The organism is Frankia sp. Mgl5, from assembly GCF_023242985.1.
GTDB classification, from domain to species: domain Bacteria; phylum Actinomycetota; class Actinomycetes; order Frankiales; family Frankiaceae; genus Parafrankia; species Parafrankia soli.
Window position 1 is genome coordinate 38,391 of record NZ_JALKFY010000686.1, and the last position, 16,627, is coordinate 55,017.

Genomic DNA, 16,627 nt, shown 5'->3' on the forward strand with positions numbered 1-16,627 from the left:
CCCCCCCCGGGGCACCCCCACACCCTCGGGGGGGGGGGGCGGGGCGGGCGCCCCCGCGCCGGCCGGCACCGGCTCGGCGAGCCCCGCCGGCACCGGCCGGGACCGCGCGCGCACCCGCCGGGCCCACTCCCGACCCAGCGTCATGCAGGGCCGTTCCACCAGGAAGTAGGTGATCGTGGAGACCGCACAGGTCAGCGCGAGCACCAGCAGGAAGAACGGGACGAACGCCAGCTCGCCGGCGGCCGTCCCGGTGTGCTCGGCGACGACCTCGATCACCACCGTGTGCCACAGGTAGATCCCGTACGAGATGAGGCCGAGGTAGGCCATCGGGCGGCAGGCCAGCAGCCGCCGCACCAGGCCCTGGTCGGACGGCCCGAACACCGCGGGCAGGATCAGGAAGAAGCCGAACAGGCCGTAGAAGAGGTGGCGGCCCATGTCCTGGGTGCGGTCGGGCACGAACAGCGGCGTCAGCGGCAGGGTGATCCGGGTGCTGGCCACCCAGTAGAAGAAGGCGGCGATCACCCAGCAGGCCTCACCGGACCACCGCCACCGCGCCCACGCCGGTGACCGCCCGTTCTGGACGTACCAGGCGGACAGGACGGCGAGCAGCATCCCCATGGAGAACAGGTCCCACCAGACCGGGAGCCAGACCGTCCAGCCGTCGGCCCACCAGATGTGCGAGCCGATCAGCGCGTAGTGCAGGACCCGGCTGATCACGAAGATCACGGCGAGGGCGGCGAGCTCGACCCTGAGCTGCGCGCCGGGTGTCCGCCGGCGTCGACGGACCAGCAGCCACGCGTACAGCGGGACCGAGATGTAGAAGGCGAGCTCGACGTTGAGCGTCCATGCCTGGGTGAGGCCCTGGATGGCCCACTGCTTCCGGTAGCCCTGCATGAAGAAGGCCGTCTGCAGGAGCCCGCGGAACCCGTGGACGCCCATCTTGTCGTTGGACACGACGTTGAGCGCCACCGCCAGCGCCAGCCAGTACAGCGGGATGATCCGCACCAGCCGGCGGATGTAGAACCCGGCGGCGTCCGGGACGCCGCGGCCGCTCAGGTGCGCCGCCGCGAACGGGCGGTAGAGCAGGAAGCCCGAGATCAGGAAGAAGACCGCGACGCCGATCTCCCCGCGGGCGGTGTAGACCCCGATGGGGTTGCCGGTCGTCAGCCCGCTGTTGAACGACACGTGGACGACCAGGACCAGCAGCGCCGCGATCGCGCGCAGCCCGTCGAAGCCCGCGAACACCACCGGCGCGGGCCGGGCCGCCTCCGCCTGTGCGGGCGCGGCCGGTCCCGTGCTCGCCGTGGCCGCGGAACCCGGCCGGCCCGGCGCCCGGCCACCGCTCCCACGGTCGAAACCGGCGGTCACCGACCGTGACCACTACTGTCGGCGATGTCTGGCACGGTCGCAAGGTACCAGGCGGTACCCGACGGCTCGACGGCCCGCGCCACCCCAGCGAGCCGGGCGCGACCCCCGAAAACGGTGCCGGAAGGCAGCCGTGTCGTCACTTTGCGCGCTCGCGCTGGGCCTCGGCGGTGGCCAGGCCCGCCCGGCGACGGCGCAGCGCACCGACGATGGCCGCGATCCCGACCGCCGCGAGCAGGACGACCGCCGGCTCGGCGCACGCCCGGAACCGGGTAGTGCCGTAGACCAGCACCGAGGCCAGCGTGAGTGTGATCGGTACCGCCAGCAGCGGCAGCAGGACGACCCCCCGTCGGCGCAGCACCACCGTGCCGGCGACGGCGGCCAGCTCGAGCACCCAGAGGCAGACCATGCCGAGCCGGCTCAGCCCCAGCGGGCGCAGCTCCACGCCGTCGAACTCGGTCTGCTGCCACGGCCGGTAGAGGCCCCACGTCCGGCCGGCCCGGGCGGCGGCGACACGGGGCAGCTCACCGGCATTGTCACCGATGAACCGGTAGGCGGCCTCCCGGTAGTAGACGTCCCGCTCGGACCGCTCCACCGGCGCCTGGTCCAGCGCCTGGATGCAGTCGAACGACCACCACCCCGTGTACTTGCCGAAGTAGCTCGCCTCGCAGTGGGTGACGGCCAGCGTCGAGCCGAGCCCGGACGAGAGGAACTCGGGCTCCTCGAAGCGGGACAGGTTGTAGGCCGTCCAGGGGGCCACCACGGCGACGCTCGTGCCGGCGGCGGCCGCGAGCAGGCCGAGGCGGCGACGCCACGGCAGCGGACGGCTCATCGCGATCAGGGGCACCACGAGCACCAGGGCGAGCAGCGCGAGCTCGGCGCGGGCGAGCATCGCGGCGGCCAGCGCCGCGCCGAGCCAGCAGGCGTCCGCCACGGTCCGCCGGTCCCAGAAGCGGTGGGCCGCGGCGATCAGCAGGGCGCAGGTCAGGATTCCGGTGGTCTCGGACATCACCAGGGCGTCGTTGAGCCACATCCCCGGGTAGAGCGCCGCGATGCCGGCGGCGAGCAGGCCGGTGGCCGGGCCGGCGGCGCGGCGGCCCACCAGGCCGACGACGCCGACCGACAGCGCACCGAGCAGACACGAGAAGATCTGGTGCGACAGGAACCCGGTGAAGCCCAGCACGGACGGGATGGCGAGCAGCGCACTCGTCAGTGGTGGGTGCTGCGCGTCCGGGACGTATCTGTCGAAGTACCTCAACTCGAACGGATCGGGCCAGCCGCGCCCGTCCGCGAACAGGTTCGCGGCCTGGTGGTAATAGAAAGGGTCACCGTCGACGACCGCGGGATGCATCCATCCGAACAGATAGCCGAGGCGGACACCGAGACCGACGGCGACCACCACCAGCAGGCCGATCCACCACGCCCGCCCGGCCGGCGCGAGCCGGGGCGGTGCCGCGGACCGCGCGCCGGGATCCGATGGCCCCTGTGTCGGGAGCTGGCCGGACCCGGCCAGGCGGCCCCTGCCGGGGCGCCCTCCGGACCTCGACCATCGGCCCGCGGCCGCCGACCGATGCACCCCGGGCGGGCGGGGCGCCGGCGCGAGCTGACCCTCATCCGACAGAACGTCCGCGGCACCGTCTGATCGATCCGTCGTAGCCTCGACGACGGAACCCGGCGATCTGGACATACCAGATGAATCGCGCGGAACTGGGGGACCGTCGGGATCACCGGCGGTGACCGACGGTGAGCTGCTGTCAGGCACCCGCGGAAGGTACCAATGCTGGCCCATTGGAGGTATTGCCGAGCCCGACATCTCCGGTCTGGGACTACCACGCGTTTCCCCTGACCGGAACCGCGGATTAGCCTTGCCGATCGGGCCCATGTGCTGCTCCCGGTACGCGAACGGACACGGCACCGTCCGTGCCAGGCCCCGTCCGGCTCGACCCGGCGGCCTACCGCCACATCTGTGCACCTACGACATCGGAAGGGGACCGGGCTGAGCCGCCGAGACACCGACACCTACCCGCTGGCTCGCCCCCGCCCCGGTCAGCCGGAGGACGACCACGCCGCCGAGCGCAACCCGCGGCACCCCGCCCGGGACCGGCGCAGAGCCGCGGACCGCCGTGCGGAGCCGGGCTCCGGCACCGACGCGGCCGGCGGTCCGGGCGCGGCCACGGGCCCAGGTGCCGACATCGATCGTCCTGCCGCAGGCCGACACGCGGACACGGGCAGTGGCACGGACCACGACGAGGCCACAGACCATTTGGCCGGCCTGTATCTCGACCGGTCCCGGCTCGACGCCGCCTACCAGGACGACGCCTACCCGGACCCCGAGGGCCGCCTGCGCCGGGCCGGCGCGTACAGCGGCGACGAGACCGAGCACATCGAGCGCCGGGCCGCCGCCTCACGCGACCCACGTGAGGCGGCACGCGACGCCGACGATCACACCCGTGTCATCGCCCGCCCCCGCGTCCCAGCCCGTGCCGGGCGAGCCGCCCGCGCGGGGCGCCCCGCGGGCGACCGGAGCCCGCGGGGCGGCCACGAGCTCGTCGGGAGCGGCCCGCCGCGCCCGCACGGCGCCGAGCCGGCCGAGGCCCGCCGGGCCGGTTCCCGCCAGCCGGTGGCCGACCCGTCCAGGCGACGCGAGCCGGGTGGGCCGCGCACGCCGCGACAGCCGGGCACGTCACGGCAGACAGGCACGTCACGGCAGCCGGCCGGCGGGCGAGGCGCGGGCGAGGCGGACGACCTCCTCGAAGCGGACGACCTCCTGGAGGCGGACAGGCCCGGTGCCCGCGCCCGCGGCGCCGCCGACCCGCATGCGACCGGCCCGCTCGAGACCGGGCAGCCGGACGACGGATCGCCGGAGACCGGACCGCTCGAGACCGGACCGCTCACGGCACCGGTGCTGGCACCATTGGGCCACTCTCCCGCGCTGGACGGCCTGCGTGCCCTCGCCGTCCTCGGGGTGATGGCCTACCACGCGGGCCTGAGCTGGATGCCGGGCGGACTGCTCGGCGTCGACGCCTTCTTCGTCCTCTCCGGATTCCTGATCACCGGCCTGCTGGTGGCCGAGTACCGGACCACCCGGCGCATCGACCTGAAGTCGTTCTGGATCCGCCGCACCCGACGTCTGATGCCGGCACTGCTGACGATGATGCTGGGCGTGGCGGCCTATGCCCGGTTCGTCGCCCAGCCCAGCGAGGTCGAGACACTGCGCGTGGACGCGCTGTCGACTCTCGGGTACGTCGCCAACTGGCGGTTCGCGCTGTCGGACCAGAGCTATTTCGACCACTTCTCCGCCCCGTCCCCGCTGCTGCACACCTGGTCGCTGGCGGTGGAGGAACAGTTCTACGTCCTGTGGCCGCTCGCCGTCTACCTGCTGATGTGGCACAGCGGGCGCACCACGGCGCGGTGGCGCAACCAGCGCCACAAGGCGCAGACCCTGATCCTGACCGTCGCCGTGCTGGGCGCGGAGGCGTCCGCGCTGCTCGGGCTGCTGCTGGTCGTGCTGGGCGCGGACGCCTCCCGCATCTACTACGGCACGGACACCCGCGCGCAGGCGCTGCTGGCCGGCGCCGCACTGGCTGTGTGGCGGATCCAGCGGCGGACACCGCTCACCGAGCGGACGAAGAAGGGCCTGTCCGTCGCCGGCTGCCTCGCCGGGGTGGCGATGCTCACGGTCTGGGCGACCGTCGACGGCGAGAGCCGGGTGCTCTACTCCGGCGGCTTCCTGGGCGTGGCGGTGATCGTGATGCTGCTGATCGCCTCGATCGTCGAGGTGCCCCGCGGGCCGGCCGCGCGGGTGCTGTCGCTCCCGCCGCTACCCACCATCGGCCGGGTCTCCTACGGCCTCTACCTGTGGCACTGGCCGGTCTTCCTGACCGTCACCGCGGCCCGCACGGGGCTGAGCGGCGCGGCGCTGCTGGGCGTGCGCGCGGCCGTCACGGCGGCGATCACCATCGCCTCGTTCCACCTGGTCGAGAACCCGATCAGGCGACGGAAGATCCGTTTCCCCATGCCACGGGTCACCGTCCCGGCCTCGATCTGCGCGGTCGTCGCCCTGGTGATGGTCGCCACGATCGCGGACCCGTCCGCCGGCCGCGGCGCGGCGGACCTGGAACAGCTGGCCGCGCGGGCCGCTACCGCGGCACCGCCGACGGCCCGGGCCGAGCCGGTCACGGGCCGCCCGCTGCGGGCCGTCCTGGCCGGGGACTCGCTCGCGCTCACCCTCGGCTTCAGCGAGTTCTCCACGGCCGCCGCCCACGAGGGCCTGGAGATCCACGACGGCTCCCAGCTCGGGTGCGGGGTGAGCCGCTCGCCGCGCCGCATCCTCATGGGCGAGGTGAACCTGCCACCTCCGGGGTGCGACCAGTGGCCCACCCGCCTCAGCCGGAAAGTCGACGAGCTCCGTCCCGACCTGGCCATGCTGCTGGTCGGGCGCTGGGAGGTCACCGACCAGGACCTCGAGGGCCGACGGACCCACATCGGTGATCCGGCGTTCGACGCCTATCTCGGGCGCGAGCTCGACCTGGCGATCACCACCCTCTCGGCCCGCGGAGCGAAGGTGGTGCTGCTGACCACCCCGATGTTCGAGGAGGGTGAGGCGGCGGACGGCAGCATCTACCCGGAAACCCGGGCCGACCGGGTGATCCAGTTCAACAAGCTGCTTCGCCAGGCCGCCGCGCGGCACTCCGCCGTCACCACCGTCATCGATCTCGCCGCGGCGCTCAGCCCGGGCAACGAGTACCGCGGTGAGATCGACGGTGTTCGCGTGCGTGACGACGACGGTGTTCACATCAGCAACGGCGGCGGAGCGCGGGCCGGCCAGATGGTGCTACCCGACCTTCTCAAGCTGGCCCGACCGGCCACGGCGAGTGGTGCCGACGGGCCGACCCCGGCACCCGAGTGACCCGGCCGCTTTACCTGACGCTAACCTTCCGCAGCAGTACTCCACGGGCCACAGGAGGATGATCGTGCCTCGCGCGCTGATTACGGGAATCACCGGCCAGGACGGGTTGTATCTGGGGGAGTTGCTGGTTGGGCGGGGTTATGAGGTGTTCGGGCTGGTGCGCGGGCAGTCGAACCCGAAGGTGGCGACCGTGGAGCGGCTGGTGCCGGGGGTCGTGTTGTTGGAGGGTGATCTGACGGATCTTCCGTCGTTGATCGGCGCGGTGGAGATCTCCCAGCCCGACGAGGTGTACAACCTGGGCGCCATCTCGTTCGTCGGACTGTCCTGGAAGCAGGCGGAGCTGACCGGGGAGACGACGGGTATGGGGGTGCTGCGGGTTCTGGAGGCGCTGCGGATCGCGGGCGGTAACGACCTGTCCCGGGTGCGTTTCTACCAGGCGTCGTCGTCGGAGATGTTCGGAAAGGTGCGGGAGACGCCGCAGCGGGAGACGACGCCGTTTCATCCGCGTTCGCCGTACGGGGTGGCGAAGACGTTCGGGCATTATCTGACGGTGAATTACCGGGAGTCGTACGGGTTGTTCGCGTGTTCGGGGATGCTGTTCAATCACGAGTCGCCGCGGCGCGGGATCGAGTTCGTGACGCGGAAGATCTCCCGGGCGGTGGCGCGGATTTCGCTGGGTCTGCAGGACTCGGTGTCCCTGGGGAATCTGGAGTCGCGGCGCGACTGGGGTTTCGCGGGGGACTATGTGGACGCGATGTGGCGGATGCTCCAGCAGGACACCCCGGACGACTTCGTGGTGGCGACCGGCGAGACCCACAGCATTCGTGAGTTGTTGGACGTCGCCTTCTCCCGGGTGGGCATCGAGGACTGGTCCGGCTATGTCCGCTCCGACCCGCGGTTCTTCCGCCCGGCCGAGGTGGATGTCCTCGTGGGCGACGCGTCGAAGGCTCGTGAGGTGCTGGGGTGGAAGCCCCGGATCGGCTTCCACGAGCTGGTGGAGATGATGGTCGACGCCGACCTCGCCACCGAGGCCGCTGCGGCGGACAGACACTGACCAACCGGTGACCGACGTTCCCCGGGTGCCCGCCACCGAGCCCGCACGACTGGCGCGGGCCGCACCACCCGCGCCGAGACCTGGCGCGGGTGAATACACACCCGGGCGCATGTCACGCCGTGTGATGGGGAGGGTACGCGCGTGCGCGACTCCGGGGGACAACCGATGAACCAAGGTCCAGCCACCGAGTCTCTTCCCCCGCAGGTGCGCGGGCGGCACCGTTCGGGCCGGCGGGATTCCGCGCCGGCACCGTCCCAGCCCCTCGGGTCGGCGCAGGTAGCGGGCCAGGGGCTGCAGGAGGAGCCGTCGCCCGGCACGCGGGGAGTGCCCGGTCCGGCGGTGATTCCCGGGCAGGCGACACAGCCGCGTCGGCAGCACCCGAGCCTCGCGGCCTTCCCCGGGCTCGCCGGCCTCGCGCCCGAGCGGCTGCGCGGTCAGAGCGACCGGATCCGGGCGGCCATGCGGGGCGCGATCCCCCTCGCCCTCGCCGGGCTGATCGCCAACGCGGCCAACCTCGGGGTCACCCTGGTCATCGCGCGGGCCATGAGCACCCGCTCCTACGGCGCCGTCGCGCAGCTCTTCGCGATCTTCTTCGTCGTCTCGATGCCCGGCAGCGCCCTGCTCGTCGGCGTCGTCCGGCGGATCACGAACTGGCAGCACACCGGCCAGGCCGACCTGATCGACGAGTGGATCGGCCGGGTCCGCCGGGCCGGCGTCATCATGGTCCTCGCCGTCGCCGTGCTGGCGATCATCGCGCGCGGGTTCGTCGCCCGCGAGCTCTCGCTGCCCGGAGCCGGCGGGGTCGCCGAGATCATCATCGCCGGAGCGGCCTGGTGCCTGCTGTGCGTCGACCGCGGGCTGATGCAGTGCGGGCGGCTTTACCCGTCGCTCGCCACGAACCTGCTGGTGGACGCGGCGGTCAAGAGCGGCTCGACGATCGCGCTGGTCCTGGCCGGGCTGGACGAGGCCGGCGCGGCCATCGCCGTGCTGCTCGGGGTACTCGCCGCACTCGCGCACACCCGTTACAGCCTGCGCCGGCACCCGTCGGCGATCATGCAGGCCGACCCGACCCGCCCCCCGGCCCAGGCGCCGCCGGCCCCCACCCAGCTCCCGGCCCCCACCCAGCTCCCGGCACCGCCGGCCCGCCAGCGCCGGCTCACCGGCGGCCGGCTGGGATCGCATCCGGCGGCGGGGCGTGGCGACGCCGACACCGGGGCGACGACGCTGCCGCTGCCGGTCGCCGGGCCGGCGGCCACCGCGGAGCCGCGGCGGCTCGCCATCGAGGTCGGCGCCGCGCTGGTGACACTGGCGTTCCTCGGTGTGCTGCAGAACATCGATGTGCTGCTGCAGGGCCGGCTCGCCCCGGACGAGTCGGGCTCCTACGCGGCCGTCTCCGTGGCGGCGAAGGTGATCGTGCTGGCCGCGATCGTCCTGGCCGGGTTCCTCCTGCCCGAGGCCGCGGACCGCAACCATCTCGGGCAGCATGCGCTGCATCAGCTCGGTGCGACGCTGGCGATACTCGCGGTGCCCGCGGTGGGGCTGCTCACCGTAGCGGCGATCGCACCCGACACACTGCTGTCGCTGGCTTTCGGGCCGCGTTTCACCAGTGCCTCCGGCGCTCTCCTCCCGCTGGCCGGAGCTATGACCTGTCTCGGAGCGACCGTGTTGTTCTCCCACTATCTGCTGGCTCTCGGCGAGCGTGCCGTGCTGGCCGTGCTCGCCGTCGCGACCGGCACCGCCGTCGCCCTCATGGTCTGGGCGCAGGGCTCCCCCGTGTCGACCGCGCGGGCGAACTTCGGCTGCCAGGCCGTGCTCGCCGTCGTCACCGGGCTGATGGTGCTCGCCGCCGCCCGCCGGACGGCCCGCGCGTGAGCACGCTGCCAGAGGGCTCACTGCGCCCCACGACCATTCCGCCGCTGCCGGCACCGCCGTCCGCCGCAGGGCAGGTGCCCCTCATCGGCACCGGGATGCCCGGGCTGACCGAGCAGTTCGTCCCGTCGGCGACGTCCGAGCAGCTGCTGGCCGGCCTCGCCGACGCGCTGCCCGCGCAGCCCACGCTGGCGGAGCTCGTCGAGACCTCGGGGATGCGCCGCATCCACATGCTGGCCTGGCGGGATCTGGACGACCCCGAGGCGGGCGGCTCCGAACTGCACGCCGACAAGGTCGCCGAGCGGTGGGCCGCCGCCGGCGTCGACGTCAGCCTGCGCACCGCCGAAGCACCAGGCCACCCCGAGACCACGCGGCGCAACGGCTACCAGATCGTCCGCAAGGCCGGCCGGTACTCGGTGTTCCCGCGGACGGCCACCTCCGGCGCGCTGGGCCGCACCGGCCCGTGGGACGGCCTGGTCGAGATCTGGAACGGGATGCCGTTCTTCTCCCCCGTCTGGGCGCGCTGCCCGCGGGTGGTGTTCCTGCACCACGTGCACGGCGCGATGTGGCGGATGGTGCTCTCCCGGGGGCTGGCCCAGGTCGGCGAGACCATCGAGTTCAAGCTGGCGCCGCCGCTGTACCGGCGCACCCGCATCCTCACCCTCTCCCAGTCGTCCCGGGACGAGATCATCGAGCTGCTCGGCCTGCCCGCGGGGAACATCTCGGTGATTCCCCCGGGCATCGACCCCTCGTTCAGCCCCGCCGGGGAGCGCTCCGCACGCCCGCTGGTGCTCGCCGTCGGCCGGCTGGTGCCGGTGAAGCGGTTCGACGTGCTGATCGACTCGCTGATCCGGGCGCACGACGAGCACCCCGCGATGGAGGCCGTGATCGTCGGCGAGGGCTACGAGCGCCCGGCGCTCGAGGCCCGCATCGCCGCGGCGGGCGCGAGCGACTGGCTGCGGCTGGTCGGCCGGGTGGACGACGCGGGTCTTCTCGACCTCTACCGGCGTGCCTGGGTGCTCACCTCGGCCTCCGCCAGAGAGGGTTGGGGCATGACGATCACCGAGGCGGCCGCCTGCGGGACCCCGTCCGTCGCGACGAAGATCGCCGGGCACACCGACGCCGTCGCGGACGGCGTGTCCGGCCTGCTGGTCGAGGACCCGAACGACCTGGGCAAGACCCTGGCCGGCGTGCTGTCCGACCCCGAGCTGCGGGCCCGGCTCTCCGCCGGCGCGCTCGCGCACGCGGCGACGTTCACCTGGGAGCACACCGCCCGCTCGACCTACCTCGCGCTGGTCAACGAGGCCGCCCGCCGCCGGCTCGTCCGCCGCCCCGCCCCGAGCTCGCGCTCGGGCGCGCCCCGGTGACCTTGACCGCTCCGGCGTCCGGAGCCGCCCATCCCGACGGGCCGGCCCCGGGCGCCACGACGGGCCCCGGCGGCGCGCCGCCCTCCGATCACCCGCGCCGGCAGGGGCGGCTCGGCCGGGTCCGCCGGCTGCTGCCGTCCTGGCCCGCGCTGGTACTCGCCGCGCTGGCCTACATCCCGCTGCTGGCGACGGCGCCGGGGCGGATCGGCGCCGACACGAAGGCCTACCTCTACCTCGACCCGGGCCGGATGCTGGCCCGCGCGGTGTCGATGTGGGACCCCGACGTCGGCATGGGGACCGTCACCCACCAGAACATCGGCTACCTGTTCCCGCAGGGCGCGTTCTACTGGCTCGCCCAGCTCGCCGGGCTGCCCGACTGGGTGGCGCAGCGGCTGTGGACGGGCTCGATCCTGTTCGGCGCGGGCGCCGGCGTGCTGTTCCTGCTGCGCACGTTCGGCTGGGCGAACCGCTACGCGTTCATCGCGGCCCTCGGGTACATGCTCACCCCGTACACGCTGGAGTACGAGGCGCGGATCTCGGCCATCCTGCTGCCGTACGCGGGCCTGGGCTGGCTGATCGGCATCACCGTGCGGGGGCTGCGCGAAGCCGGCGCGGACGACCGCTCCCGCGCCGCGGGCACCCCGCGCCTGGTGCGCTGGCGCTCGGGCTGGCGCTGGCCGGCGGCGTTCGCCCTGATGGTCACCCTGATCGGCAGCATCAACGCGTCCAGCCTGATCTTCATCCTGTTCGCTCCGCTGCTGTGGGTGCCGTTCGCGGTGTGGGGCACCCGGGAGGTCCGTCTCGGCACCGCCCTGACGCTGTGCGGGCGGGCGGTGGCGCTGGTCGTCGTGACGTCCGCCTGGTGGATGGCCGGTCTGTACACCCAGGCCGGCTACGGGCTGAACGTCCTCGCCTTCACCGAGACGGTGAAGACCGTGGCGAGCAGCTCGCAGGCGTCCGAGGTGCTGCGCGGCCTGGGTAACTGGTTCTTCTACGGCGAGGACGCGCTCGGCCTGTGGATCGGCCCGGCCAAGGACTACACCGGCAGCCTGGTGATCATCGCGATCAGCTTCGCGGTGCCGATCCTGGCCCTGGTCGCCGCGTCCTGCCTGCGGTGGGGCCAGCGCGCGTACTTCGTGGCGCTGATCGCGCTGGGCACGACGATCTCGGTCGGCGTGTACCCGTACGACCACCCGTCCCCGCTGGGCCGGGTGTTCCGCGACTTCGCCGAGGGCTCCACCGCGGGCCTGGCGCTGCGGTCGCTGCCGCGTGCCGTCCCGATGGTCGTCCTGGGGCTGTCGGTGCTGCTCGCCGGTGGGCTCGCCGTCCTGGACCAGTGGTACGCGGCCCGCCGCGCACAGGCCCGGGCCGGCACGTCGTCCGCGACCGGTACCCCGCGGCCCGCGGCCGGTGCTCTACGGCTGCGCGGGCGCGCGGTGCCGACGCTGGCGTTCGGCGGGGTGGCGCTGCTGCTCGTGCTGAACATGTCACCGCTGTTCCGCGGGCACTTCATCGAGCCGCTGCTGGACCGGCCCGAGGACATCCCCGGCTACGAGCAGGAGCTCGCCAGCGCCCTGGACGCCGTCGCCCCCGACGCCACCGGGGAGCAGACCCGGGTGCTGGAGCTGCCCGGCGCCGACTTCGCGCACTACCGCTGGGGCACGACGCTCGACCCGGTCATGTCCGGGCTGATGGACCGCCCGTCGGTGGTCCGCGAGCTCATCCCCTACGGCGACGCCGGCTCCGTGGACCTGCTGCGCTCGCTGGACCGGCGGATGCAGGAGGGCGTGCTCGACCCGGCCTCGATCCCCGACATCGCCCGGCTGATGGGCGCCGGCGACGTCGTGCTGCGCAGCAACCTGGCCTACGAGCGGTTCCGGACCCCGCGCCCGCGCGCGACCTGGGACCTCGTGGCCAACCAGCGCCCCGCCGGGCTGGCCGAGCCGCGCACGTTCGGGCCTCCGGTGCTGGAGGACCCGGGCATCCCCTACACCGACGAGATCACCCTGGGCACCAACGCCGACGTCATCGACCCGCCGGCCCTCGCCGACTTCCCCGTCGACGACCCGCACCCGATCGTGCGTGCCGAGCGCACCGACGCCCCGCTGCTGGTCAGCGGCAACGGGGAGGCCCTCGTCGACGCGGCGGCCACCGGCCAGCTCGACGCGGTGCTCAACGACGGCCGCACCATCCTCTACGCCGGCGACCTCGCCAGCGACCCGCAGCGGCTGCGCCAGGCCCTGGACGACGGCGCCGAGCTGCTGGTCAGCGACACCAACCGGCTGCGCGCCGAGCGCTGGACGGGCATCCGGGAAAACTTCGGCTACGTCGAGCAGCCCGGGGTCACCCCGCTGGCGAAGGACGCCAACGACAACCGGCTGGTGCTCTTCCCCGACGCCGGCCACTCGTCGCAGACCGTCGCCCAGATGCACGCACCGGGCTCGGAGGCCCGGGTCGCGGACGTGCGGGCCACCGACTACGGCAACACCTTCTCCTACGGGGTCTCCGACCGACCGGTGCTCGGCATCGACGGCAGCCTGGACTCGGCCTGGCGGGTCGGCGCGTTCACCGACCCGGCGGGCGCCGCCTGGCAGGTCGACCTGGCGAAGCCGACGACCACCGACCACATCCGGGTCGTCCAGCCGCTCAACGGCCCGCGCAACCGGTGGATCACCAAGGTGACCCTGACCTTCGACGGCGGCTCCCCCGTCACCGTCGACCTGCGGGACTCCTCCCGCACCCAGGCCGGCCAGACGATCGACTTCCCGTCCCGGACGTTCACCACGCTGCGCGTCCACGTGGACGCCACGAACTTCGGCGTGCGCCGGACCTACGACGGGCTGTCCGCCGTCGGCTTCGCCGAGGTGGAGATCCCCGGCACCGACGGGAAGCCGCTGACCGCCGAGGAGGTGCTGCGCCTGCCCACCGACACCCTCGACGCCGCCGGCGCCTCCTCCCTCGACCACCGGCTGAGCCTGCAGATGTCCCGCGACCGGGCGAACCCGTCCGAGCCGTTCCGCCGCGACCCCGAGCCGACGATGGCGCGCTCGTTCACGCTGCCCACGGCGCGCACGTTCGCGCTCACTGGCACCGCCCGGATCTCCGCCTACGCCTCCGACCAGCTCGTGGACGCGACCCTCGGCCGGGCCGGAGCCGCGCCGACGGTCACCTCCTCCGGCCGGCTGCCCGGCGCGCTCGCCGCACGCGGGTCGAGCGCGTTCGACGGCGACACCACCACCGCGTGGAGCCCCGGCATCGGCGACCAGATCGGCTCCTGGCTCCAGGTGACCTCGCCGGCCCCGGTCACGTTCTCCTCGATGAACCTCGCCCTCGTCGCCGACGGGCGGCACTCCGTACCCACGAAGATCGGCATCATGGTGGACGGGCGCCGGGTCGGCGCGGTCGCCGTCCCACCGGTCGCCGACACGCCGGTCAGCTCGCAGACCCGCAACGCCGCCCAGAACGTCAGCCTCACCTTCCCCGCGGTCACCGGCAGCACCATCCGGCTGGTCGTGGACGACGTCCGCACCGTCACCAGCGTCGACACGATCAGCGGCGCGGTGATGGACCTGCCGGTCGGCATCGCTGAGGTCGCCGTACCGGGCCTGGACGGCACCGCCGGCGGAACGGGCCGCGGCTCGGCCGCGACCACCGCCCCCGGCACCGCCGGCTCACCCGCCACCGCCACGGCCACCGGTGCCGACACCGGCGCTGTCACCGGAGCCGCAGCCGGCCTGACGATCACCGCGGTTCCCGGGACCACCGGGACGGCGGCGACCGGTACCGCGGACATTCCCGCCCCCTGCCGCACCGACCTGCTGACCATCGACGGCGCACCGGTCGGGATCCAGGTCACCGGAAGCATCAAGGACGCCGCCGGCCGCGCCGGACTGACGGTGCGGGCCTGCGGGACACCGGTCACCCTCGACGCGGGTGACCACGTGGTGCGCACCTTCAACGGCGCGCTGACCGGGATCGACGTCGACCGGCTGCTGCTGGCCTCCGCCGCCGGCGGCGGAGCCTGGCTCGACGCCACCGGCGGCGGCACGGACGCCACCGCGCCGACCGTGAAGGTCGAGGCGACCAGCGACACCTCGTTCCGCGTGGATGTCAGCGCCGCGACCCCGGGCAAACCGTTCTGGCTCGTGCTGGGCGAAAGCCGCTCCCCCGGCTGGACGGCCCGCGTCAACGGCCAGGACCTCGGCGAATCCCACCTGGTCGACGGATACGCGAACGGCTGGCGGATCGACCCGAGCGCCGGGAGCTTCACCGTCCTCCTCGACTGGGCACCGCAGCACGTCGTTGGCATCGCGCTGAAACTGTCGGTGGTGACGGGCATCCTGAGCCTGGTGATCCTGCTGGTCGGGGCGTACCAGCGCCGCCGCGGCCGGAGCTGGCGCCATCTCGTCGGCTACCAGTACATCCCGGCGGGCACCGGCACCGGCGGAGTCGCCCGAGCGGGCACCGCGGGTCCAGGCCGGGCTGATCTGCCGACGGCGGATCCCTGGCGGGCCGGACCGGGCCCGGCCCTTCGGGTGTCGGGCCGGTCGACGCTGCTCACCGCCCTGGCCACCGGGGCGGCGAGCGTGGTGCTGGTCGCCCCGCTGGCGGGACTCGTGGTTGCCGTGCTGACCGCCGCCGCGCTGCGGATCCCCCGCGCCCGGCTGCTGCTGCGCGTCGCCCCCGCCGCGTGCCTGGCTCTCAGCGCGCTCTACGTCCTCCAGGTGCAGGCCCGGCACGACCTGCCAGCCAACGGCTCCTGGGTGGCCGCGTTCGACCGAGTCGCCATGATCTCCTGGCTCACGGTCCTCCTCCTGGCCGCCGACATGATCGTCTCGCTGGTCCGCGCCCGCGCCGCTGCCCGGATCGCCTCGGGCACCACCCCCGGGACCCCCACCGCTCCCGCCGCACAGGGCTCCCCGTCCGAACTGTGACCGACGGTCACTAGCCCGGAGGTCGGTCGGCGGGGTGGGAGCTGAGGACACGGCGATCGGTTCGGGGGTCTCCCAGGTCAGCTACTTCGGCGGCTGGTCGGCGTGTACGCGGTGCGGCCCGGCCACGCCCGACAATAGTTACCGGGAGTCGGTCCAGCCGTCGAGCAGCGCGGCGATCCGGGGAACCGGTCGGGTCAGCCGTGGCTCTCCGGGGCGAACGGAGATCCGATCCAGAATCCGGCGAACGTGGACGCGTTCTGCGAGCGCCGGGGCAGTCCCTGCGATCTCGCTCATGTCTTCGTCTCCCGTAACAACTGGCAGAACATCGTTCAGCCGTCCTGGTCCCAGGCGAACTTCGCCGGATGGCCGGGCCGCCTCGTCATCTCGGTGCCTTCCTTCCCCGAGAGCTCGGGGAGCACACTCACCGCCTGCGCATCGGGTGCCTACGACTCGCAGTGGCGCACGTTCGGCCAGACACTGAACTCCACCGGACGGCAGAACTCGATTATCCGTATCGCGTGGGAGGCGAACGGAAACTGGTACCAGTGGCCGGGTAGCAACCCGTCCGCCTATGTGGGCTGTTGGCGGCGGATCGCCGACGCCATCAACTCCACGGCCGAGCCTGACCCGCCGCTCGACTGGACCATCAACGCGCACTACTCGCAGAACCCCGCGAGCCATAACCCGCTCGACCTGTACCCTGGCGACGCCTGGGTGGACATCGGGGGCATCACCTGGCTGTACAACTTCGCCCGCGCCCACAACAAGTTGTTCGGTGTCGGTGAATGGGGGGTCGTGAGCGGACGTAACGAGAACGGTGCCGGGGACAACCCGAACTTCATCCAGTTCATGCGCGACTGGATGGATGCGCGTGTTGGACAGGGAATGTTCTACGAGAACTACTACAGCACCTGTGAGCCGCCGAATGTCGGGTCCAACCTGTACCGGCCGACCGGGCCGTCCTGTCTGTTCATCAACAACGCCTCCGCCCAGCGCCACACCGATCTGTGGAGCAGCCCCTAGAACTGACCGGTGACGGGGCGGAGCCTCCCGGCCGACCGGCCGGACGACGGTCCGCACCCAGTGGCGCGGACACGCCTCCCGGCAACCTTTCGCGCCGGGAGGCGTG

General features: G+C 73.2%; 8 protein-coding genes. 6 read left to right on the plus strand and 2 right to left on the minus strand.

Annotated features, from left to right (window positions below; genetic code table 11):
* Together MXD62_RS25430 and MXD62_RS25435 are read right to left on the minus strand one after the other, a co-directional pair.
* On the minus strand, positions 1-1,368 hold a 1,368-nt coding region (locus MXD62_RS25430), incomplete at its 3' end, for an acyltransferase (RefSeq protein WP_248831946.1).
* Positions 1,369-1,504: 136 nt separating this feature from the next.
* Positions 1,505-2,767, minus strand: coding sequence for a glycosyltransferase family 39 protein (locus tag MXD62_RS25435; RefSeq protein WP_308301324.1), 1,263 nt, complete (start codon positions 2,765-2,767; stop codon positions 1,505-1,507).
* Between the two features lie 480 nt (positions 2,768-3,247).
* Here MXD62_RS25435 and MXD62_RS25440 point away from each other — a divergent pair, with 480 nt between their 5' ends.
* The 6 genes from MXD62_RS25440 (at position 3,248) to MXD62_RS25465 (ending at position 16,521) form a co-directional block, all read left to right on the plus strand.
* Entirely contained in the window at positions 3,248-6,274 is a 3,027-nt protein-coding gene (locus MXD62_RS25440) for an acyltransferase family protein (RefSeq protein ID WP_248831948.1), read from the plus strand.
* A 64-nt stretch (positions 6,275-6,338) separates the two neighbouring features.
* On the plus strand, positions 6,339-7,328 hold the full coding sequence (gene gmd / locus MXD62_RS25445; protein WP_248831949.1) for a GDP-mannose 4,6-dehydratase: 990 nt from the start codon (positions 6,339-6,341) through the stop codon (positions 7,326-7,328).
* 165 nt (positions 7,329-7,493) lie between these two features.
* A complete protein-coding gene (locus MXD62_RS25450) occupies positions 7,494-9,200 on the plus strand; it encodes a hypothetical protein (protein WP_248831950.1) in 1,707 nt (568 codons plus the stop codon).
* The gene (locus MXD62_RS25455; RefSeq protein ID WP_248831951.1) at positions 9,197-10,564 is read left to right on the plus strand and encodes a glycosyltransferase family 4 protein; all 1,368 of its coding nucleotides are present in this window, start codon (positions 9,197-9,199) and stop codon (positions 10,562-10,564) included. Before MXD62_RS25450 ends, MXD62_RS25455 begins: the two co-directional genes overlap by 4 nt.
* The gene (locus MXD62_RS25460) at positions 10,561-15,498 is read left to right on the plus strand and encodes an alpha-(1->3)-arabinofuranosyltransferase family protein (RefSeq protein ID WP_248831952.1); all 4,938 of its coding nucleotides are present in this window, start codon (positions 10,561-10,563) and stop codon (positions 15,496-15,498) included. The genes MXD62_RS25455 and MXD62_RS25460 overlap by 4 nt, the downstream gene beginning before the upstream one ends.
* Before the next feature lie 246 nt (positions 15,499-15,744).
* Complete coding sequence (locus MXD62_RS25465; RefSeq protein ID WP_248831953.1) at positions 15,745-16,521, plus strand: glycosyl hydrolase; 777 nt, start codon at positions 15,745-15,747, stop codon at positions 16,519-16,521.
* The last annotated feature ends 106 nt before the right edge of the window (positions 16,522-16,627 follow it).